20 protein-coding genes are annotated in these 21,650 nt (G+C 34.4%); 9 read left to right on the top strand and 11 right to left on the bottom strand.

What is annotated here, in order from left to right:
- Window positions 1-49 precede the first annotated feature (49 nt).
- The 3 genes from ASE21_RS21475 (at window position 50) to ASE21_RS21465 (ending at window position 4,280) form a co-directional block, all read left to right on the top strand.
- Complete coding sequence (locus tag ASE21_RS21475) at window positions 50-1,420, top strand: Gfo/Idh/MocA family protein (RefSeq protein WP_057124769.1); 1,371 nt, start codon at window positions 50-52, stop codon at window positions 1,418-1,420.
- 255 nt (window positions 1,421-1,675) lie between these two features.
- Window positions 1,676-2,446: a helix-turn-helix domain-containing protein gene (locus tag ASE21_RS21470; protein WP_057124768.1), complete on the top strand. Its 771-nt coding sequence runs from the start codon at window positions 1,676-1,678 to the stop codon at window positions 2,444-2,446.
- A gap of 55 nt (window positions 2,447-2,501) precedes the next feature.
- Window positions 2,502-4,280: a S41 family peptidase gene (locus ASE21_RS21465; RefSeq protein WP_057124767.1), complete on the top strand. Its 1,779-nt coding sequence runs from the start codon at window positions 2,502-2,504 to the stop codon at window positions 4,278-4,280.
- An 88-nt stretch (window positions 4,281-4,368) separates the two neighbouring features.
- Here ASE21_RS21465 and ASE21_RS21460 read toward each other — a convergent pair whose 3' ends face one another.
- Window positions 4,369-6,348, bottom strand: a complete 1,980-nt coding sequence (locus tag ASE21_RS21460; protein ID WP_057124766.1) for a GAF domain-containing hybrid sensor histidine kinase/response regulator — start codon at window positions 6,346-6,348, stop codon at window positions 4,369-4,371.
- Between the two features lie 245 nt (window positions 6,349-6,593).
- Here ASE21_RS21460 and ASE21_RS21455 point away from each other — a divergent pair, with 245 nt between their 5' ends.
- On the top strand, window positions 6,594-6,785 hold the full coding sequence (locus tag ASE21_RS21455; RefSeq protein WP_057124765.1) for a cold-shock protein: 192 nt from the start codon (window positions 6,594-6,596) through the stop codon (window positions 6,783-6,785).
- Window positions 6,786-6,940: 155 nt separating this feature from the next.
- Here the strand turns inward: ASE21_RS21455 and ASE21_RS21450 are convergent, their stop codons facing one another.
- Window positions 6,941-7,336 carry a winged helix-turn-helix transcriptional regulator gene (locus tag ASE21_RS21450; RefSeq protein ID WP_057124764.1) on the bottom strand — a complete coding sequence of 132 codons (396 nt, stop codon included), beginning with the start codon at window positions 7,334-7,336 and terminating at the stop codon, window positions 6,941-6,943.
- Between the two features lie 677 nt (window positions 7,337-8,013).
- On the opposite strand from ASE21_RS21450, the gene ASE21_RS21445 reads away from it, so the two are divergent.
- On the top strand, window positions 8,014-8,394 hold the full coding sequence (locus ASE21_RS21445; RefSeq protein ID WP_057124763.1) for a response regulator: 381 nt from the start codon (window positions 8,014-8,016) through the stop codon (window positions 8,392-8,394).
- Between the two features lie 84 nt (window positions 8,395-8,478).
- Here the strand turns inward: ASE21_RS21445 and ASE21_RS21440 are convergent, their stop codons facing one another.
- Window positions 8,479-8,997 carry a DUF421 domain-containing protein gene (locus ASE21_RS21440; RefSeq protein WP_057124762.1) on the bottom strand — a complete coding sequence of 173 codons (519 nt, stop codon included), beginning with the start codon at window positions 8,995-8,997 and terminating at the stop codon, window positions 8,479-8,481.
- Window positions 8,998-9,101: 104 nt separating this feature from the next.
- A complete protein-coding gene (locus tag ASE21_RS21435; protein ID WP_057124761.1) occupies window positions 9,102-9,650 on the bottom strand; it encodes a nucleotidyltransferase family protein in 549 nt (182 codons plus the stop codon).
- 206 nt (window positions 9,651-9,856) lie between these two features.
- On the opposite strand from ASE21_RS21435, the gene ASE21_RS21430 reads away from it, so the two are divergent.
- Together ASE21_RS21430 and ASE21_RS21425 are read left to right on the top strand one after the other, a co-directional pair.
- On the top strand, window positions 9,857-10,243 hold the full coding sequence (locus ASE21_RS21430; RefSeq protein ID WP_242410324.1) for a putative quinol monooxygenase: 387 nt from the start codon (window positions 9,857-9,859) through the stop codon (window positions 10,241-10,243).
- Window positions 10,244-10,620: 377 nt separating this feature from the next.
- A complete protein-coding gene (locus ASE21_RS21425) occupies window positions 10,621-11,067 on the top strand; it encodes a response regulator (protein ID WP_057124778.1) in 447 nt (148 codons plus the stop codon).
- Between the two features lie 100 nt (window positions 11,068-11,167).
- On the opposite strand, the gene ASE21_RS21420 is transcribed toward ASE21_RS21425, so the two are convergent.
- Complete coding sequence (locus tag ASE21_RS21420; protein ID WP_057124760.1) at window positions 11,168-11,932, bottom strand: phosphatase PAP2 family protein; 765 nt, start codon at window positions 11,930-11,932, stop codon at window positions 11,168-11,170.
- A 434-nt stretch (window positions 11,933-12,366) separates the two neighbouring features.
- Between ASE21_RS21420 and ASE21_RS21415 the strand changes: the two genes are divergently transcribed.
- Window positions 12,367-13,842 carry a PAS domain-containing sensor histidine kinase gene (locus tag ASE21_RS21415; RefSeq protein WP_242410323.1) on the top strand — a complete coding sequence of 492 codons (1,476 nt, stop codon included), beginning with the start codon at window positions 12,367-12,369 and terminating at the stop codon, window positions 13,840-13,842.
- A gap of 99 nt (window positions 13,843-13,941) precedes the next feature.
- Here ASE21_RS21415 and ASE21_RS21410 read toward each other — a convergent pair whose 3' ends face one another.
- From ASE21_RS21410 to ASE21_RS21400, 3 genes are all read right to left on the bottom strand, one after another.
- On the bottom strand, window positions 13,942-14,754 hold the full coding sequence (locus tag ASE21_RS21410; protein ID WP_057124758.1) for a helix-turn-helix domain-containing protein: 813 nt from the start codon (window positions 14,752-14,754) through the stop codon (window positions 13,942-13,944).
- A 29-nt stretch (window positions 14,755-14,783) separates the two neighbouring features.
- A complete protein-coding gene (locus ASE21_RS21405) occupies window positions 14,784-15,779 on the bottom strand; it encodes an SDR family NAD(P)-dependent oxidoreductase (RefSeq protein ID WP_057124757.1) in 996 nt (331 codons plus the stop codon).
- Window positions 15,780-16,105: 326 nt separating this feature from the next.
- A complete protein-coding gene (locus ASE21_RS21400; RefSeq protein WP_057124756.1) occupies window positions 16,106-17,197 on the bottom strand; it encodes a S41 family peptidase in 1,092 nt (363 codons plus the stop codon).
- 569 nt (window positions 17,198-17,766) lie between these two features.
- Here ASE21_RS21400 and ASE21_RS21395 point away from each other — a divergent pair.
- Window positions 17,767-18,804 (top strand): hypothetical protein, encoded by a 1,038-nt coding sequence (locus tag ASE21_RS21395; protein ID WP_057124755.1) that lies wholly within the window; start codon window positions 17,767-17,769, stop codon window positions 18,802-18,804.
- Between the two features lie 282 nt (window positions 18,805-19,086).
- Here ASE21_RS21395 and ASE21_RS21390 read toward each other — a convergent pair whose 3' ends face one another.
- The 3 genes from ASE21_RS21390 to ASE21_RS21380 form a co-directional block, all read right to left on the bottom strand.
- Window positions 19,087-19,608 carry a hypothetical protein gene (locus ASE21_RS21390; protein ID WP_057124754.1) on the bottom strand — a complete coding sequence of 174 codons (522 nt, stop codon included), beginning with the start codon at window positions 19,606-19,608 and terminating at the stop codon, window positions 19,087-19,089.
- Window positions 19,609-19,743: 135 nt separating this feature from the next.
- Complete coding sequence (locus ASE21_RS21385; protein ID WP_057124753.1) at window positions 19,744-20,661, bottom strand: helix-turn-helix domain-containing protein; 918 nt, start codon at window positions 20,659-20,661, stop codon at window positions 19,744-19,746.
- A 63-nt stretch (window positions 20,662-20,724) separates the two neighbouring features.
- The gene (locus tag ASE21_RS21380; protein ID WP_057124752.1) at window positions 20,725-21,552 is read right to left on the bottom strand and encodes an SDR family NAD(P)-dependent oxidoreductase; all 828 of its coding nucleotides are present in this window, start codon (window positions 21,550-21,552) and stop codon (window positions 20,725-20,727) included.
- Between the last annotated feature and the right edge of the window lie 98 nt (window positions 21,553-21,650).

Raw genomic sequence — 21,650 nt, 5'->3', positions numbered from 1 at the left:
ATTGTTACAAATAAAAAAGTTCAAACAAAATACCACTAAAATAAAAAAAATGAAAAGTTTAAGATTTTTACTAGTAGCATTTTTGCTATTCAAAGTCTGCGATACATCGGCGCAGCTTATTAAAACAAAAGCCCCGAAAAGAGACAAAGGACAAACAGATGTCCTGCGTTTGGCAGCTCCTGCAATTCCGCACGTTCGTGTAGCAGTTATTGGTCTTGGAATGCGCGGTACGGGCGCTGTAGAGCGTATTCCGCATATTCCCGGAGTAGAAATTGTGGCATTATGCGACATGATGCAAGAAAGAACAAAAGCAGCAAATGATACCTTAGTAAAACTTGGAGCACCAAAAGCGCAGGAATTCTTTGGTGAAGATGCCTGGAAGAAAGTAACAAAATTAGATAATGTTGATCTGATTTATATTGTTACCGATTGGAAACATCACGCTAACATTGCAGTTCAGGCCATGAAAGATGGAAAGCACGTTGCTGTAGAAGTTCCGGGTGCTTTAACCATGAAAGAAATCTGGGATATTATCGATACCTCAGAAAAAACACGTAAACATTGTATGATGCTGGAAAACTGCGTTTACGATTTTTTCGAATTAACCACATTAAATATGGCTCAGCAAGGTTTGTTTGGAGAAATTCTTCATGCAGAAGGTTCGTATATTCATGGGCTTCAGCCGTACTGGCAAAACTATTGGAACAACTGGAGAATGGATTACAACCGTAAGCACAGGGGAGATGTATATCCAACGCACGGAATGGGGCCGGCTTGTCTGGCATTAAATATTCACAGAGGCGATAAAATGAATTTTCTGGTTTCAATGGATACCAAAGCTGTTGGCAATCCGGCATTTATAAAAGAAAAAACAGGTGAAGTGGTAACCGATTTCAGAAACGGAGACCATACCATGACGATGATTCGTACCGAAATGGGAAAAACAATTCAAATTCAGCATGATGTAACGAGTCCAAGACCTTACAGCAGAATGTACCAATTGTCAGGCACAAAAGGATTTGCTAATAAATATCCGGTAGAAGGTTATGCTATTGACGCAAAAGAAGCCGGAGCAGAAATTTCTAAAAACTATCAAAATCTAAATGCTGAAGAATTTGTATCTGAAGATGTAAAAAAGATTTTAATGGAAAAGTATAAAAATCCAATTGTAAAAGATATTGAAGAAATGGCTAAAAAAGTAGGCGGCCACGGCGGTATGGATTTTATTATGGACTACAGAATGTTTTACTGCCTGCAGAAAGGACTTCCTTTGGATATGGATGTTTACGATTTGGCCGAATGGTCCTGTCTGAGTCCTCTTACTGAAATTTCTTTAGATCATAATTCAGCGCCGGTTGAAATACCTGATTTTACAAGAGGAAGCTGGCAAAAATTAAATACAGTTGAGTTTTCAAAATAAGAAAGAATGTTTTTATATTGATTAGTTTATTTTGTTGTTAGATAAAAGCTTCTGTTTTTTTATTAAAACAGAAGCTTTATAGTTTTATGTATTTCTTGTTTAATATTTTCTTTTCTGATTTTAGTTTGTTTTTAATTAATTAAAGTGAAATGTAACTATTCAATCAAAGATTTAATTTTCAGGAGTTTTTAAATATTAAATGTATATATTTAGATTGTATAGCAGTATGTTTTGTACTTCAATTTATTTAAAGCGATGAAAAATTTCAGCAGTTATAAAAAACTTGATATTTTAGACGGAACAGAAATATTGTTCGCCAGAAATCATACAGTAGATTTTCCAAAACATACACATGATACATTTAATATTGCTTTAGTTATAAATCAGACATTTTATTCCCGTTTGGACTCTAAATTTCTGCAGGCACCCATAGGAACTTTATGCATAACTAATCCTGATGAGGTGCATAAAACGCCTTGTGATAAAAATACAGGGAATACTTTTATTACCTTTTATATTGCGCCGGATATTTTAACCCGATTAAATAGAGGTATTAGTGTTTTCTTTAAGGATAAAGTTATTTATAATCCAATACTTTTTTCTTCATTTTATTCAATAGCTCAAAATATAGAAAATGAAACTTATGATGCAGAGACTGCTTTATTGCATGCCCTGAAGCAGTTAGTAGCGAATTATGCTGTAGAGATAGACTTTAAAAACAGCAGTTTAAATCTTTTTCAGGAATTTATAAATGGAGAGTCGTTTGATAAATTTTCGTTGGAAAAAACTGCCAGGAATTTTGGAATGGATAAGTTTAAGTTTTTAAGACTTTTTAAACAGGAAACAGGTTTAACTCCAAATACTTTTGTTACCCTTAAAAGAATTGCTTCTGCCAAAAAAGAACTATTAAAAAATGAAAACTTATTGGATGTAGCTGTTTCTTCTGGTTTTTATGATGCTTCTCATCTTACAAGAGAGTTTAAAAAATACACAGGCGTTACACCGGGCATATATAGAGAAGCATAATGCAATATTATACAATGGAGTATGCGATGCATTGATTAGCTTTGAAGAAAAAAAGATGTATAAAATAGTTATAATTTTTTTCGCTCTTTTTCTTGGACCAGTCGGGCGTGCACAGACTGGAAACATAAAATTAAAATTAAATGCTAAACAAGAATTTAATCTTACTAAAAACGAAGAGCATACATTTGAAATTAGTTTGAAAGAGCATGTCCAATATACTATTTCTTTAGATCAAAACGGAATAGATATTATTTTAATTCTTAAAGATCAAAACTTAAAAGTTATACAAGAAGCAGACTCGCCAACCGGCAGGTTCGGCTTAGAAAAAATAGCATTTTCTCCACCGCATACGGCTAAGTATGTAGTTGTTGTAAAGCCATTGGAAGAAAACGGAAATGCTGATCAAGGCAGTTATACGATAATATTTTCCAAAGTTTCAAAAAAAGTAAAAAGATTTACCAAGTCACAGCTTGAGCATGATTTTGATTTGCTGAAGAATGCCTATATTGAAACAAAAGTAGGGTTGTGGTACAATAATTATTTCGAATTTGACAGTATTTGCAATGTTCAGAGAAGTAAGATTGAAGAAAAAATGACAGCCTGGGATTTTTACAAACTTACTGCACCTATCGCTGCATATACCAAAGAAGGACATTCTTCAATTCGAATTTCAGAAGAAACGAGTAATCATTTGAAAAAGTTCGGAACTTATTTTCCTTTTTTTATTAAGATTATAAACAAGCAGATTTATGTACTGAATAACTATAAAAATCTGGATTCAAAAGGAAAGATTATCTCAAAAATAAACGGAATTCCTGCAGAAAAAATCCTCAATGATTTTACTCAGATTGAACCTTCAGACGGATATAATTTTACCAGTAAATATAAATGGATTGAGTCTTCCTTTTCGCGTTACCTTCTTCGGTTTTATGGTATTTCAGATATTTATACGGTAGAATTTACAGATCCGAAAAATGGTGAAAAATCAATTCAAAATGTGGCTGCAGTTAATGCTGAGCAATACCAGATCCTGCAGACTGCTCATAAAAATGAGTTTCCTGAGTTATATTTCAAAAAACCAATGGATTTTAAAACTGAAGAAAAGGATAACTATTGTTTATTAACAATTAACGACTTTAATTCTAATTTGTACAAGGATAAAAAGGAAGGCTTTAGAAGGAAGTTAGACAGTATTTTTAGAGAAGTCGATAAAAAACAAATAGGTAATTTAATTATTGATCTTCGTAAAAATGAAGGTGGCTCTCAGGGTATGGAAGATATTTTGTTATCCTATTTTACTTTAAACACTTACAAGAAATATAGTTATGTAGAAATTCCTTCTTTTGAATATTCTTTTTTGGAGCTTACAGATTATAAAAATCAAAAAGAGATTTTAAAAAAAGAACTGGCTGAGGAATTTTATCTTAGCCATGATGGCAGATATTTAAACAAAGAGAGTTTTTATGATGGACTGCCTCCAAATCCGATTCATTTCAGCGGTAAAATTTATATACTAATAAGCGGATTGACTTTCTCCGGAGGATCTGAATTTGCCGCTTTAGCAAAAAATCATACCAATGCTGTATTTATAGGCGAAGAAACGGGAGGAGGCTATTATGGAAATACGAGCGGTATTTTTCTAAAATTTACACTTCCCAACAGCAGACTTACAGGAAGAATACCGCTTTGTAAATTTGTTTTAAATAACCAGAATAACAGCATTTCTTATGGCCATGGACTCACTCCTGATTATGAAGCAGCTCCATCAATGGAAGATATTCTAAATCATTATGATTCTGAGTTAAATTATGCCGTCAGGCTGATCAAAAAATAATATAATTAAAACTTAAAAGCGTTTTCCGGATTCGTTATGACATACCGGAAAAAGAATTAAACAATATTAATAAGAAACGGACACTGGTTTACTGCTCTTCCAGATTTTTTATTATTTCTTCAATACTGCAGCTGAGTATTTCTATACTGTCTGCGGTTTCGGCTGTGAATTTTTTTTGGTGTGCTTCACGCTCAATGTTTGATAAATGCATGCTCAAACCATCCAGCATAAAAAGATGCATCCAGAGCTGGAGCTGCTCTGCACTTTGCAGTACAGTGGGAAAGTCTGCGCGTTTAACGGCCTGTTTGAATTCCTCCAGTTCCAGAGGGGCTTTTTCTATAAACTGGGAAGTGACTTCTTTTTTCCAGCCCGGTTTCAAACGGTCAGTTTCTTCAATGCCTGAAAGATTTGCTTTGTGGCGTCTTCCCGAACGCGGTTCCTTTCTTAAGGCAGTTTTAATCGCTTCCAGAAGTTCATACTGCTTAAAAGGTTTGGGAACGTAACCGTCCATACCTGCATCGTAACAGCGATCCTGCTCCCCCGCAAGAGAGTGCGCTGTCATAGCAATAATTGGGATGGAGCTTTTTAACTCACTGCGGATGTAGCTAGTAGTCTGGTAGCCATCCCGAAGCGGCATTTGCAGGTCCATTAGCACCAAGTCATAGGAATTTTCAGAGAGTAATTCGATACCATGGTCGCCATTGTCGGCAATGTCGATTTCAAAACCAAATCCTTCAATTACATTCTGTGCAAGTTTCTGGTTTAAAAGATTGTCTTCGCAGAGCAGTATTCGGAGTCTGCCCAGATCGTTGACCTGTTTGGGCTGACGGCGTTCTGTCTGCTGGAATGTTTTCTGGTAAGTAAGGGTAAAGAAGAATTCTGATCCCATTCCCTCACGACTTCTAACATGTATATCAGAACCATGCAGTCCCACCAGCTGTTTTACAATACTGAGCCCCAGTCCTGTACCTCCAAATTTTCTGGTAGTGCTTTCCTCAGCCTGAGTAAAACGTTCGAAAACAGTATCAATGCGGTCCTTCGGTATGCCGATGCCAGTATCTTTTACCGAGAAACGAATCACGTAATTATCATCTGTTTCCCCAATTTTTTTCACCGCTATAGTCACTTCGCCTTCACTGGTAAATTTGAGCGCATTTCCGGCCAGGTTCATTAATATTTGATTGAGTCTTCCCTGATCGCCGGATATCATTTCAGGAAGTTCTGCATCAAGATAAAGGTTAAATTCTACAGCTTCCGGAGCTTTTACTTTCAGCAGGTCATAAACATGCCGAAGTGCTTTTTTAAGCTCGAAAGGCTGTAGTTCAAGGGTAAGTCCGCCCGACTCAATTTTTGAAAGGTCGAGTATGTCATTGACAATCAAGAGCAGGTTATCTCCGGCAGTTTGTACGTCCTTTACAAAGCTGCGTTGCTGTTTATCAAGTTTTGTTCCTGCCAGGAGTTCAGTAAAACCTATAATCGCATTGAGAGGCGTTCTTATTTCGTGACTCATGTTCGCTAGGAAACTGTCTTTGGCTGCTACTGCTCGTTCTGCTATTTTTTTTTGGCCGGCGAGTTCACTGTTTTTTATGCCGAGTTCCAACGTATTGATTACGTGGCGCGCGACTATTAAAAGTGCCATGCGCTGACCTTCATTGAGTTTTCGCGGCACATGATCAGCAGCACACAAAACCCCAATATTATATCCGTCAGGAGTTGTGAGAGGAACCCCGGCATAGAATCTGATTTTGAGTCCGCCTTGTACATCAGGATCATCCTTGAAGCGTTCATTAAGCATCGTATCAGGAATTTCGACCAGTTCAGAATCCATAATGGTATATCGAGAAAAGGTAATCTGCCGTGGTTTATCAGAAGCACCCAAGCCGATTTCTGATCTGAAGAGCTGCCTGTTATGGTCAACAAATGAAATATAAGCAATAGGAACTTCACATATATATGATACAAGGGCTGTAGCATCATCAAAGGCACGATCGGGCAGAGTCTCCACTATATTGTAGCGTTTTAAGGCATGAAGACGTTTAGATTCATTGTCGGAAAGAGATGACTTCATAAGCAGAAATTAAACATCAAGTTAAGCAAAATAAAATTTATTCTTCTTATATTTTAAATAAAGCTCTTTACATAATTTTCAGTTTAATACTTTTCTTAATCATTTGCTAAATAATAATTATCGGCTGTCAAACGTCCCAGAAGACGATATTATCTGTTTTTTTATAAAAATTAAAATATAAGTTGCTGTTTTTCAATTCTGTATTATAAATTAGATTACCTTTAGCAAAATTAAATTTATTAAAAATGCAGGAAGGCACAGTAAAATTCTTCAACGAAGAAAAAGGTTTTGGATTCATAACTCCAGCGGACGGAGGAAGCGAAATATTTGTTCATGTTTCAGGTTTATCTGAAAACATTAGTCAAAATGATCAGGTAAGATATGATGTAGCAGAAGGACGTAAAGGTCCTAATGCAGTAAATGTAGTGATAGCTTAATACACTATAAATTATTATTAAAGCACCTGCCAATGCAGGTGCTTTTTTTTTGAATATTGCACTTTTTTTAAGTTACAGACTGTATGCATTTTTGTATTTGCAGGTTCAAAAATCACATTTCACTTAGCTGTTGAGATGAAAAAGAGCTTTACAATTCAGCTGTTTTCTTCCGTATTGATATTAATATCAGCTGATCTTGGGAATTTTTTAATGATTAAGGCTTTTAGTTTTTCCTGATGCTCATCTCCCCATTGACCTAAAACACTAATAACAGGGATTAGGCTCAGGCCGAATTCCGTGAGACTGTATTCTACTTTTGGCGGTACTACCGGATAAATTTTCCTGACAATCAGCTCGTGTTCTTCAAGTTCATTTAGCTGGATATTCAGGACTCTGCGGGAAGCATCGGGTATTTTACGCTGTAATTCGCTCGGTCTTTTATGGCCCTGATGAATAAACCAAAGCAGGCGTATTTTCCATTTGCCGTATAAGACTTCACCTATAAGATCAAGTCCGCAGTTTAAGCTGGGTATTGTTTTTCTTTCATACATAATGTAAAAGTAAAGGTATGTCCTGATTTGTGCAATAGGGGAAAAATTTATCCCTATATAAATCGTAAGTCCGTACTTGTGAGAAAGTTTCGTACTTCTGAAATTTGTACAAAAGAAATTATTAAGTGTAATGAATGCATTGGGCGAAATACCGTACAGCAGACCTGAAAAGCTGCAAGAAGTGGCTGAACTTGTTGGATTCTTGTTTCACCAAGAGCAGATTATCTTACAGCCACAGAGTATGTAATTGACGGCGGAACGATTCCAACCATTTAATTGAGTTTAAAATAAAAAACTTACAGAGATCAATCAAAATCAATTTTATGTGGGAATTATGTAATTTTATCACTAAAATATGTAAGCACAACCTTAAGTTATTTTTAATATTTGGATTACTATCCCTCTCCTACGAACGAGCTGAATTTAGTACTTGTGCTGTTGAATAATATGTAAGGATTAGTTTTGGAAGATTGGGATCTTTAAGTATGTCAGCAGCTGCAGACCAGGGTATAGAAATATCAAGCTGCTCGTAAGGGCAGCTTACTTTTTTTGACAAAGAGTTATATATTTGTACTTCTGATTTAATTAAAAATCCGTTTAGAAGTATACAGTAATAAAGTGCGAAAATACGATAGACTAGGGCACAGGTCTAATACATAATGTTTAAAATTCATTAAATGCCATTAAAAAAAATACTATTGATTGATGATGACAGCGAAGATACTGAGATATTCACAGAGGCCTTGCAGGCAGTAAATAAAGATGCTTCACTTCGCACCGAATTAAATCCTTCCAGAGCATTGGAACAATTAGCTGTATCCGAGGACCTTCCAGATATTATATTTTTGGATTATAACATGCCTTCGGTCAATGGTTTGGAATTTATTCAGCGTATGGATCGTATCGAGAAGTTAAAGCACATTGAGGTTGTTGTGATTTCAACTCCTCCTGAGCAGGTAATGTCGCAGTGGTTCGAGAGAAACAATATAAAAGTAAAATATATCTCCAAACCCAACAGCATGGATGAGCTTAAAGGGATGCTTCAGGAATTACTCTGATCTATTATTTTAGTTATTATCATTTAATATTAGTGACGGCTTTTTTAATTTTAGCAGTTAATTACGTCTTATTATATTTCTTTTTTAATCTTTGATTTCCAAATCATCGATGGAACTGACTCCGGAACCGGATGACTTTTTAACAACTGTCATGCTTCCGTTTAATTCCATTATTACGGCTTTCACATCATTTATCTGGTCAGTTCCTGAAGATCTTATTGCCGCATAAATTTCTTCCTTGGTAATCGCTTCCCGTGCCATTGTTTTTTCTAGAAATCTGTTGTCATAAAAAACAATCTTCGGAACTGTATTAATTAGTTTTTCCATTTTAGAAGATGATCTGGCCAGCCATGCAAATGTATACTGAAGCAGAATAATAAGGAACAATACAGCAGCGCCTTCTGCTGCAGGTACAACTGCCAGCATCATATCTGAAAGTGTTGAACCAAGTGCAATAGAAACAACAAAATCAAAAGCATTCAGTTTAGAAAGGGTTCTTTTGCCCGAAATCCTCACAAAAAGAAAAAGCGTCACAAATGCTGTAATAGTGGTCAGGGCTACTTTGCCTATAGTTTGCCAGTCTTGAAAAAAAACTTTTTCCATAATATTATTTTTTAGAATTAGCTGTCTGCAATCTCTAAATTACAATATTCTCTACACCTCTCTAAATATATTTGAACAAAATCGTTTTTATTTTCAAACTATAATTAACTATTTTGAGTAAATTTTAAATTTTCCCATTGCTTTTCCCACTGTTTTTCATTTACTCTTTGCTGAAAAACAATTACATCAAAATTTGGGGTAGGCTTAACTATTAAATTAAATAAATCATTTAAACCATAAGGTGCTAAAATTTCGATTTTATTATCTACATTCAGTCTCGCAGCAACGGCTGTTGCAGTTTCAGGCCAATGCGAAATGGCATCTTCAGTGTTACTATATTTTAGATGATTATTACGAAAATGCATTCTTGCCTGATTTTTAACAGACCATTTAATCCCAGGTTTTATATCAATAAGTTTCTGTTCGATTTCTTTTTCCAGCTTTTCAGAAATATTTGTTTCATCAAAAAAAACTACGTCTACATCATTAAACTGTATTGTATTTTTCTCATGTAAAAAATCCCAGACTTTATTTCTTATAACTCCGGCTCCAGCCCAGCAGTCATTTAATTTTAAATTTTTAACGATTGCAAGAATTTCAATAATGAGTTTATCTTTTTCCAGTATGTTTATTAATTCATTTTTATATTTCATTTGGTGCTTTTGTTTTCATAAAAATCAAATACAATGTTAAGCATCTTTCTGCTTAGTAGAATTTATTTCTTAATTTTAATATCAACTAATTAATTATTCTCATCTTAAGAATTAAATCTTTTAAATATAATACGATGCTTAAATTGATTTTATTTACAAAAATAAAGGCTGACAATTTTGAAAACTATTTTTCAAAATTCAATTTTTTGTATTTTATCCTTGCTGTATTATTTGCTCCTTCTAATGTTTTTGCCCAAAAAAAGGACATGATGGTTCGTATTGCAGAAATAGAGATCTATCCGCAATATGTAACGGAATACAACTCAATATTAAAAGAAGAGTCTTCAGCTTCAGTAAAATTAGAACCTGGCGTTTTGGCAATTTTTCCAATGTATGAGAAAAAAGATTCTGTTCAGGTAAAAATAGTAGAAATTTATGCAGATAACGAAGCGTATCAAAATCATCTAAAAACACCACATTTTCAAAAATACAAATACACTACACTCAAAATGGTTAAATCGTTAAAATTAATTGATATGACGGCAATAGATCCTGAATCAATGAAACTGCTATTTAGCAAAATACGTCAATAATATCGGTGACTCTAAAAATAAATATTCACATAAAGGACATAAAAAATAATAAAAACATTGTGTTGGGTTTTTATCTAAGAAGAGCATATAAATAACAGAAATGTATAAATTGATACAATTATAACTTTGACAATTGCAAAATCATATCTTGCTTAAAGACCGGTTATGCTTATTTTTAATAATTATTTCTCGTCTTTTGATACTTTCTGCATTAAATTTTTTATTTATTTCTGTATTTTATTGAAAAATAAATTAATTTTGTAAGATTAAGTTCATTATTTAATATTCGTTTATTATTACATTATAGTTGCTTTTTTCTTTGTATATAATTTTTGGATTTCGATTTTAAGTGTTTAACTGGTAAAAAATTAAAAGTTATGTGTGCAGAAAAATCCCGCAAAATTATTTATCTGGCGGACGATGACGAAGATGACAGGCAGCTGTTTCTTGATGCAGTAGAAGAACTGGGAGCAGCGGTAAGTGTAGAGGCTGCAGCAGATGGCAAGGAGCTTTTAAATAATCTCAACAAACCAATGAAAACCCTTCCTGAAATGATTTTCCTAGATATCAATATGCCGGGGAAAAATGGTTTTGAGTGTCTTAAAGAAATACGTTCGGAGGAAAAAGCTTTTAAAGATGTTAAGATCATCATGTTTTCTACCAGCAGCAGTATGTCTAATATTGAATTGTCTTATAATCTGGGTGCAGATTTATACGCCGTGAAACCAAGTACTTTTCAGGGACTGAAAAATCTGCTGTCTGAAATAATGGACGCAGACTGGAATCTGCTCATAAAAAATAAGAAATCATTTTTGCTGACCTGATTATTAAAAAAATCTTCGAAATAAAATTAAATTATAGAGCCATTATCGTTAAGACAAATTACATTTTAAAGACAAAATTCAAATAAATGTTATGAAGAAATCAAAAAGTTTTTACATAACATATCAGAAATTCTCTGCCATTATAGGAAGGGGATAAAAAAGATGTGGATTTTTCGGGTTTACTGCCAAATAACCTTTTGGTAATGTAAGGATTCATCCAATATGCAACTTTGGTGCTTAAAATTCCTATACCTGCGCCTGCTGCAACATCAGTAAGCCAGTGCCTGTTATTATACATTCTGAAAATACCTGTTCCCAGTGCCACGGTATATCCTGCAACGCCATACCACACTGATTTGTCTTTATATTCCTGATAAAGGAATTCAGCGCCCGCAAATGCAATTGCCGTATGGCCAGAAGGAAAAGAGTTATTTGAAGTGCCATCCGGTCTTTCTACATTTGTAGCAGATTTTAATGCGAAAACGGTTCCAACTGTTAAAATTGTGGAAGTTGCCAGTATAACAGAACGGTCCCGCATTGTATTTTTACCTTCAATACCAAATGCATTTAGTGCATAAACAGATACTGCCGGGACATATCTGGAAAAATCGTCAATTGATATTTTGCGGTCAATGTCTTCTGTAAACTCATCCCGAATCTGGGAATTAAAGCTTTTGATCTGTCCGCTTTCATTTCCCCAAAAACCATAACCAATCAGGACTGCGGGAATAATAAGCTGCTTGTAACTGAATTTTATATTTTTAGCAGGCTCAGTTAAAATATAGATACTGTCTCCAGGCGCAGGAGTCTGCGTAAACGCCTCTACGCTTAAAGACAAAAAAAGAATTAAAATAATTTTTTTCATAGGACATCAGTAAAAGCTTTTCGATTAAATCCCCGCAGGTAATTAAACCTGAAGTACCAAGATAATAAAATTTTGTATTATAAACAGCCTTCTTTTGAACTGCACCCATTTTCCTTGTGCACAGCACACCAAATTATTGTAATATTTTTAGCAGAACTAAAGTCCTGTGTTTGAATGTATGCTGTGATTTTTATTTTAAAGTCTTTTTTAATTTTTAACTAAAAATCAGATTCCGGCATAGCTGCAGGCCGTTATTTTTTTTATCTCACTTCCTTGTCAATTAGTTTATTGAAATGCAGGTTTAATTTGTGTACATTTATCCAAATTTTGAAACAAAACCATATAATCTTATAAACCGCAAGTATAGCGGCATTTTTAATTTAGCAGCCAAAATCAGCATCCTTATGGAAAATAAAATACTTCTCCTTACTGACATGGTAAACCATGCGCCGTATCCTATGGCGGTGTATATAGGGGATGAACTTATAATTGAATATGCGAATCCGGCTATGATCAGAGCATGGGGAAAAGGAGAGGATGTAATAGGTAAAAAATACCTCGATGTCGTTCCTGAAATCCAGAAGCAGAACATTTATGATCAGGCGCTGAATGCCTATAAAACCGCTATCCCTTTTCATGCTAAGGATAAGAGAGTTGATCTGGTAAATGATGGTGTTATGACCGAATACTATTTCAATTACAGTTTTATTCCGCTGTATGATAAACAAGGCAGGGTTTATGGATTAATGAATACCGGACTCGACGTTACAGATCTGCACCAGGCGCATCACCAGCTGAGGCTTTCCAACGAAAGACTTCGTATGGCTGTAGACGCATCGGGAATGGGAACATATGAAATTAATCTTGACACTAAGAGTATAAAAACATCTGAAAACTTTAATAAAATCTGGGAAGTAGGAGAGCAAGATCCGCTGACGAATGAAATGCTCACCGCAAAAATGCATCCCGATGATCTGATTATACGTGAACATGCCTTTGCTGAAGGAGAAAAGACCGGATTGATTAACTACGAAATAAGGATTAAAAACGGCACAGGTTACAGATGGATTAAGGTCAATGCCAAAATCATTACTGATGACTTCAATAAACCCAGCACTATTATAGGCATTACACAGGACATTCATCAGCAGAAAGAATTTGCCGAAGAATTGCAGAAACAGGTTACCGCCAGTACACGGGAGCTTACCCGTTCAAACGAAGACCTGCTACATTTTGCCCATGTGGTGAGTCATGATTTAAAAGAACCGGTGCGCAAAGTTAAAATTTTCAATGGATTTCTTCTCGACCATACCGATGTTCCGTTAAGTGAAAAACAGCAGAAATATGCTCATAAAATACATCAGTCAGCAGACAGGATGCAGAATATTATAGAAGGAATATTACAGTACTCAACCCTGAATAGTTCCAGCCAGACCGTCAGCAGGATCTCCCTGTATGATGTCATGAGCCGGATCAAAATGGATCTGGAGCTTATTATTGAAGAAAAAAAAGCGGAAATAAATATCGGACCACTTCCTGAAATAGAAGGTGCTCCGATACTAATTCACCAGCTTTTTTATAATCTGGTTCAGAATTCACTAAAATTCTCAAAAGCGAATCTGCCGCCCCAAATTGATATTACCTCAGTTGAGAGTGATAAAGAAGGTTTTGTAAAAATTCTTGTCAGAGACAACGGCATAGGCCTTGATCCCAAGTATGTAGGGAAAATATTCAATGCCTTTGAACGCCTTCATTCAAAAGACAGCTATGAAGGAAATGGATTGGGGCTGTCATTATGCAGAAAAATTGTGATTCGCCACCAGGGTTCCATAAATGCAGGAGGAGAGCCAGGAGTTGGTGCAGATTTTACTATTATGCTTCCTATAAACCAGCCTGGTGCTACTCTATAACGTGATCAGTTAATGATATAATAGAACTGAAAAATTCATGGAATTGTAGGTGGAGCCGGATTTTTGTGTAATCGAATTCATTAAAACTTTCGAATATATTTAAAGATCGGTTGTATTAAGCGTGCTGGGTGAGTAGCCAAAATGCTTTTTAAATGCAAAGGAAAAATGTGAAAAATTCTCAAAACCGGTTTCATAAAATACCTCCACTGGTTTTTTATTTTTTTGCGCCAGCAGGTAATGTGCTGCTTCCAGTCTTTTCTTCGTAAGCCATCTCTGCGGTGTAGAACTGAAAGCTTTGAAAAAATCACGTTTGAAAGTGGTCATACTGCGGCCAGTCAAATATCCGAACTTTTCCAAAGGCAGGTTAAACATAAAGTTTTTTTCCATAAAAGGGATTAAATCAATTTTTCCGGGTTCTTCAAAGTTTGATAAAATACCGTCTATATCTTTTTCAATAGTTTGGAGTATAAAAACAGCTTCATTGATTTTTAGTGAAGCAATATGCTCAGGAAAATTCTCCTGCATTTCAAAGTAAGGAATAAGCGAAGCCAGACAGCTTTCTAAAAGCGGATGTTTATGAAAACTAAATATTTTTGACTGCACAGTTTTAGGCATGGTGTTACCCTGACCATACATTTCCCTTAATCTTTCTGTTTTTAGATGCATTGCAACAGCTTTATGCGGCAGTCCGTCTTTAGGTTTGTTAATAATAGTCGCCAGCTGGTTTCTTGGAATTAAAAAAGTACTTCCTGCACCAAATTCAAAAGTTTCATCGGCCTGAATAATTTTAGTTTCGCCCGAGATCAGCCACACCAGCAGATGATCATCAAATGCCGCTTCTGTCTTAAACAATTTACCATTATAATGGGAAAGTTTAATGTCCTTGTTTATATAATTTACGTGATAATCCATAGTGCTGATGTGGTATAAAGATACAAATATTAGTGAATATCAAATTTTGTTCCTGTGAGTTCCTCGCTTAATTTCCATAACTTTTCTGCATTAGCCTGATCCAGGGAATAGGGTTTAACCCCGCCAATAACTGAGACATCAGAACGTAATGAGGCGATATCTGAATGTTCACAATACACTCCGCCAATAGTATGCAATAATGGACTTGTAGCAGCCCACACTGTAGTCGCAGCACCCTGTTCAATGTTTTTTAAGGTAGCCGCAACTTCAGGAAGTATATTGCCTTCTGCATCACAGAAACCCAGTTTTTGAAATAATTCAACAGGTGCTTCTCTTCCTAATTCTGTTCCTCCAACAGCACCCGGACACAGTGAGTAGCTGCGCACATCATGCGATTTTGCGCGGTTATCCAATTCTAATGAAAAAAGATTAACAGCTGTTTTAGATTGTCCGTATGCCTGAAGGGTTTCGTATTCGCGTGTAAGGAAATTGGGATCCTCAAAATTAAAATCAGAAAACTGATGACCGCCGGAAGATACATTTACAACTCTTGCCCCTCCAGCTATTTTTAATAAAGGCCATAGCTTGGCAGTTAGTTGAAATGTAGCCAAATAATTAGTAGCCAGTTGTGATTCATAGCCACGGCTTTCTCTGCGAAGCGGCACCCACATAATGCCCGCATTGTTGATGAGTAAATGAATTGGCCTGCTAGAATCCACATACTTTTGAGCAAAACTATTTATAGAATCAGGATTCATTAAATCCATTTCATCAATAATCACATTTGAAATTCCTTCTAAATTTCTTTTTGCTTTTTCTACATCTCTTGCAGGAACGATTACTGAAGCTCCTGCAGCCGAAAGTATTTTAACGGTTTCCAAACCAATGCCGGTATTTCCACCTGTTACGATTGCCGTTTTTCCTTTAAGATCAATTCCTTTTATTACTTCTGCAGCTGTAGATGACGCATTAAATCCAGATTGAATAGGCTTTTGTAAAGCGCCCTGATAATTATTCTGTTCCATTTTTTAAATTTTAATTATTATAATGAACAAAGGTAAAAGGTATCTTCAGCGGTCATTTTGTTTAAACGTCGTAATATGTTTTGTTTAAACGTCCATTAAAATTGGTAATATGTATTGATTGTGGAAATGAAACTCAGATCATAGATAATGCTGAATGGTGGAGAGAATATTAAGATTAGCGGAGTATTAGAACTGAAGCTTTTGGTATTTCATTGAAATAGAGACTTGATTTATTAGAAAAGAATTTGGTGTACAAAGTGTCTCCAAAAAATATTTTGAAAAAATTAATCCTAATACAAAGAGAAACTTAATACATCAACTCGCTTTTAGAATTTTTGTTTTAGTGCAGTCTCGAGAACAGGGTCATTATCATTTATTAAATCTTCTTTTGTGTTTTTTATTAGAATGTCTACAGGCGTACCGGTACCTTCATAACATACCATTTTTGCATTGTAATATCTTTGATTAGATAATGAGACCAGCCATTTATTTGGTAATTCAAAACCATACATGTCAGAATAAATACCTCGTGTGTTTTGTCCTATAATTGTTACACGGGGCAGACTTTTCATGATCATTGCAAAAACATCGCCTGCACTTACTGTTTTATCATTTGTTAGTACGATTACAGAATAGGTCTGGCTGTTCTTTCCTTTAGGTTCGATGTACCAGGTTTCTGGCTTATCAAAATCTTCATAACCACCATTACGGGTCTTTTTATACATGCCTATAACTCTTTTGTCGGTAAATCTGCCTGCTGCTTCAAATGCAAATTCATCATTTCCTCCGATATTATCCCGAACATCAATTATAATATTTTTTACATTTTTAAAACTGCTAAAGATGGTATCTAAAAATTTTCCTGCTGCCACAGCATCAGGGATGTTGTCTGAATCTTGTGAAACAAAACACCTGTTAAATCTTAAATAACCAAAACGCTTTGAGACCGAATATGTAAATAGTTTTCTTTTATTAAAGACCGGACCGATGCTTTTTAAAGGTTCAAAATCATTTTTTAATAAAGTATGGTTAACCATATTCCAAAAAGAGTTTATCAAACTATCATTTGGAAATTGTTTTTGGAATTCGGAAGGTTTTACAGATTTAAATTGTTTAACCGATGGTATGATGACGTTAATGTGATTATCTTCAAAAGGCGCCAGCATTTTAGTAAATACACTAAAAAGAGTATCTTCAGAAGTAGAAGATGTAATTTGTGGTCTGTATATTTGGTAAGTTTTTTTCCAGTCGATGTGGCGTAAGGTAAAAAAAGCATAATGATCCTCAAAAGTCTGCCATAATGTTTCAAAATTCTTTTCAGGAAAGGAAAGGTTTTTATTTTTAGGTTCTGATGCAGGATTTTGTGATTGGGCAGAAAATGTAGTTATAATAATAAATGCAATGATAATTTTTCTCATACTATTTTAGAATTTATTTAAAGCTCAATTTTTTTTCTTTACTATAAAGCGGATTGCTGTAAAATTATTTTTTTGTCTAAATAACCGGTTTTTTTTAAAGACTATGAAGTATTGCATATTCAAATAAAATATCATAATGTTGCAAATAATATTTATGATGAAAAATATTAAAAAAACATAAAAAATAATTCTCCATCTTATATATCAACCGGACAAAAAATGTTTATTGTTTAGTATTTGAACAACGATCCAAATAAATAATAACTTGAAGTTAAAGGTATGATTAATTTTCAAGGAGTAAAAATGTATGACAGGCTGGTCAGATTTGTATTTAAATAATCAACTTAATAACACTTAAAGAAGTAAAAAACATATTGATGAGAACATTTCAAAATGGAGTGTGAATTAGGATAAATGAGTGTTAAATTACAGAAAGTGCAAAAATTGAATCTCTCTAAATATGATTAAGTAATCAGAGGAAATTAGGGCATACAAAAGAAAATAAATCCTGTAAAGCTTTATTGTCAAGGCTTTATAAATAAAAATAAACTAAAAGACAAAAAATAATCATGAAAAAAATAATACTTTTTTTAACAACTATTTTAGCAACATCATTGAGTATTGGTCAATCAGTTACGGGGACCGGAACTTTAAATAAAGTAACTAAATTTATAAGTAGTGGTGTAATTGGTGATAGTAATATTGCTGATAGTAACACAGCTGTTGGAATTGCCGCACCATCATTAATTGCAAATACTTTAAATGTAAATAATACATCTTATTCTTCGTTAGATCTTAACGGGACTGTATCAGTAGGATTAGGGTTTGCCAACCATATTGGTGCAAAGATTGAAGGATTTAAACAAACTGTTAATACCACTGGGTTAAAATTATATACTGAATTTGGTTTTAACAATCCATCTTTGGCTATGACTATTTTAGCAAACGGAAATATTGGTATTGGTGGTCAAACTTCAATCTCAAATAAATTTGAGGTTAAAATTCCAACCAGTACAGGGTTGTCAGGTGTGGATGGTATAGCAGTACACGATGGAGCAGTTAACAGAATGAATATAAATTTAGGTATTAATACAGTGGGTGAATATTCATGGATTCAATCATCAAAAGGTGGTGTTGGTCCTAAAAACTTATCAATTAATCCTAATGATGGTAATGTAGGCATTGGAACAACTATACCCGATTCTAAACTTACTGTAAATGGGACAATACATGCTACAGAAGTCAAAGTTACAGCAACCGTTCCTGCTGATTATGTTTTTGAGAAATACTATTTGGGACAATCTTCTCTAAAACCAGATTACACGCTACTTACACTTTCTGAGGTAGAAAAGTTTACTAAAGAAAAATATCATTTACCTAATGTCCCTTCAGCTAAAGAGATTAAGGATAACGGTCTTCATCTTGGAGAAATGTCGAATATCTTGCTTCAAAAAATTGAAGAGTTAACACTTTATACTATTGATCAGCAAAAAACAATCGAAAAACAAGCTATGGCAATTGAAAAACTGGAAAAAGAAAATCAAACTTTTAAAAACATAGTGGAGCGAGTTTCAAAAATCGAAAAAGAATTAGAAACTAAAAAATAAGTAATTTGAAACTTTAAAAGTGAAAAGAATTAAACAAGATAGTGCCTTATATCATTGATCACAATTAATTCTAAAAATTAAATGTTCATTTTTTAAAATACAATTTCTATTGGATGTGTTAACTTGGCACATCCGGTAAAATTATAAATTCAAAAAACAAGTATTAAACTTTCTACCCCTTCATTCTTATAAGGGATTTACTCAAATTTTTATTACGGCAATAAAAAAATATATGAAAGAACTAAGCCAGTCAGATAAAGTTAAAACAAATTAATCGACTAATTAAAAACCATTCACAGCGTTAAATTTTTCAGCAGCGTTATGCAGGATATTTTCCTTTTCATAAACGGCATTATAAAGTAATTTTTTTTGCCGTCCGAGTTTAATAAGTTCATTATTAGCATTATTTAGTGCCTTATCTTTTAGTGTTTGCAAAAGTGCCTGCTGTTCTATTTCTTTTCGATCGAATCCATGAAGTTCTTTAAGGGATTTATAATATTCAAGGGAGGCAGTTTTAAGCGGTTTCGCTTCGGGAATGCCTTCAACAGGATGTTTCTTGATATCGGCAATCAGCATATCAAACTCTTCAGCTTGTTGATCAACAGCCGTAATAGCACCTTTATAATCATCTTTTTCGAGACAGTTTAGCTTTTTCTGTCCTGATCCTTCTTTTCCAAGAATAATCTCAAATGCTTTACGTTCCGATCGATCGAGCAATTTCTTAAAATCAGCCGCCTTCGATGATTCGCACGAATTCATTGTTATAAATAGAAATGCTGCTAAAAAAATACTAAACCTACTCATATTATAGTTTTTGATGTTAAATACAATAGCAAAGATATTCCTTAAAAAAATTATCAAATTTTAAATAACGAAAATACTTTATGCGATGATATCCGGACAATTATGTTAATAAAATGATTTATATTGTTTTATTTTCTAATTAAAAGATTTTCTAAACTCCAAAGGAGATTGTTTTGTTTTAGTTTTAAATAAGGTACTGAATGACTGTGAATGTTCAAAACCTAATTTATAAGCCACTTCGCCAACAGAAAGACCGGTTGTAGAAAGTATTTCTTTTGCTTCATAAATAAGCCTCTCATGAATATGCTGCTGGGTACTTTGTCCGGTTAAGGAACGTAACATGTCGCTTAAATAACTTGCAGAAAGATTTAAATGATCTGCAAAATAACTGACAGTCGGTATTCCGTTTTGTAGAGCCAGTTCATCCTTAAAATAAGTATCCAAAAGACTTTCAAATTTTTGCAAAAGATCATTATTAACGGCTTGTCGGGTAATGAATTGGCGTTTGTAAAAGCGATCTGCGTATGTCAGAAGAAGTTCCATTTGAGAGATTATTACATTATGACTGAAATCATCGATACGGTTGTTGAGCTCAGATTCCATGAAACTAAAAATAGAAATAACAATGTTTTTCTCTTCTTCAGACAAATGAAGCGTCTCTTTAATAGAGTAGGAGAAAAATCCGTAATTCCTGATCTTTTTTGCTAAAGGATAACCTAAAAAGAAATCAGGATGAACAAGTAGGGAATATTCTGAACAGGCACTATCATCTGTATTTCCTCCTATAATCTGACCTGGAGCTGCAAACAGCAGTCCGCCTTCATCAAAATCATAATGTCCTTGTCCATATTCTATTTGGCCGTTTAATTTGGGTTTATAGGATATTTTATAAAAGCTTAGTACATGCCTTGTTGAAAGTTTCTCAGAATTTGCAAATTGATTTCGTCCTTTCATGATGCTGATAAGAGGATGCTTAGGTTTGGGCATTTCAAAGTATCTGTGTGCATCTGAAAGCGATTCAAATCGATGTGGGGATTGATTTTCCTTTTTCATAATAGTTTTAAAGATAGTGAAAAACCGATTATAAAATTATAACCGGTTTTTCTTATTTGAAAATTAACCTTGTGCTGATACAGAAATTTCATCCCATTTTTCCCATTCGGCAATTCTTTCGCTGTAAACTGATTTTGTCGAGGTAAGATTGTTGCTTCCTAAATTGAATCTTAATGGCGGGTTTTCAGAATCAATTACTTTAAAAAGTGCCTGCGAAGTGGCTTGAGGATTACCTCTTTCCATTGTTTGCAGTCCTTTAATAAATTCTGCTTTGAAATTGTCATAAACATCTAAAGTTGATGCAAATTTTAAAGACTCCTGACTGCCGAACTCTGTCGCATAAGCACCTGGCTCAATTATGGTTACTTTAATGCCAAATTGTTTAATTTCTGCAGCAAGACTCTCATGTATAGCTTCAAAAGCCCATTTTGATGAACAGTAATACCCGATTACTGGAAATGTAATATGACCAACATTGCTTGAGGTGCCCAAAATATGTCCAAAGCCCTGTCTCCTAAGAAGTGGGAGAGCGGCCTGAATAACGGTTACAGGGCCAAGAATATTGGTTTCATATTGCGCACGGATTTCATCCGTACTGGCTTCTTCAATTGTGCCGACTAACGAGTACCCTGCATTGTTCAAAACTATGTCAAGTTTCCCGAAATGTTCATGTGCTTTCTGTATAACATCTTTAACCTGTTCCGGTTTAGTCACGTCCAGTTCCAATGGCAAAACACTATCGCCATATTTGTCTTTTAGATGAATAATGCTTTCCAGTTTTCTTGCGGTTGCGGCAACTTTATCGCCTCTTTCTAATGCTGCTTCAGTCCAAATTTTTCCAAAACCCCTTGAAGCTCCGGTAATGAACCATACTTTGTTTTTTTCTTTCATAATAATAAATGTTAAATACAGAACAAAAGTATTTCGCTTTATCAAATGCTTTGTAAGCAGATTACGGTTGTTTGTAGGCGTATCGCAGAAATCTACAT

Source organism: Flavobacterium sp. Root901, from assembly GCF_001429765.1.
Lineage (GTDB): Bacteria > Bacteroidota > Bacteroidia > Flavobacteriales > Flavobacteriaceae > Flavobacterium.
Note: the sequence above shows the minus strand (reverse complement) of the source record. Positions and strands in the feature narration are given on the sequence as shown.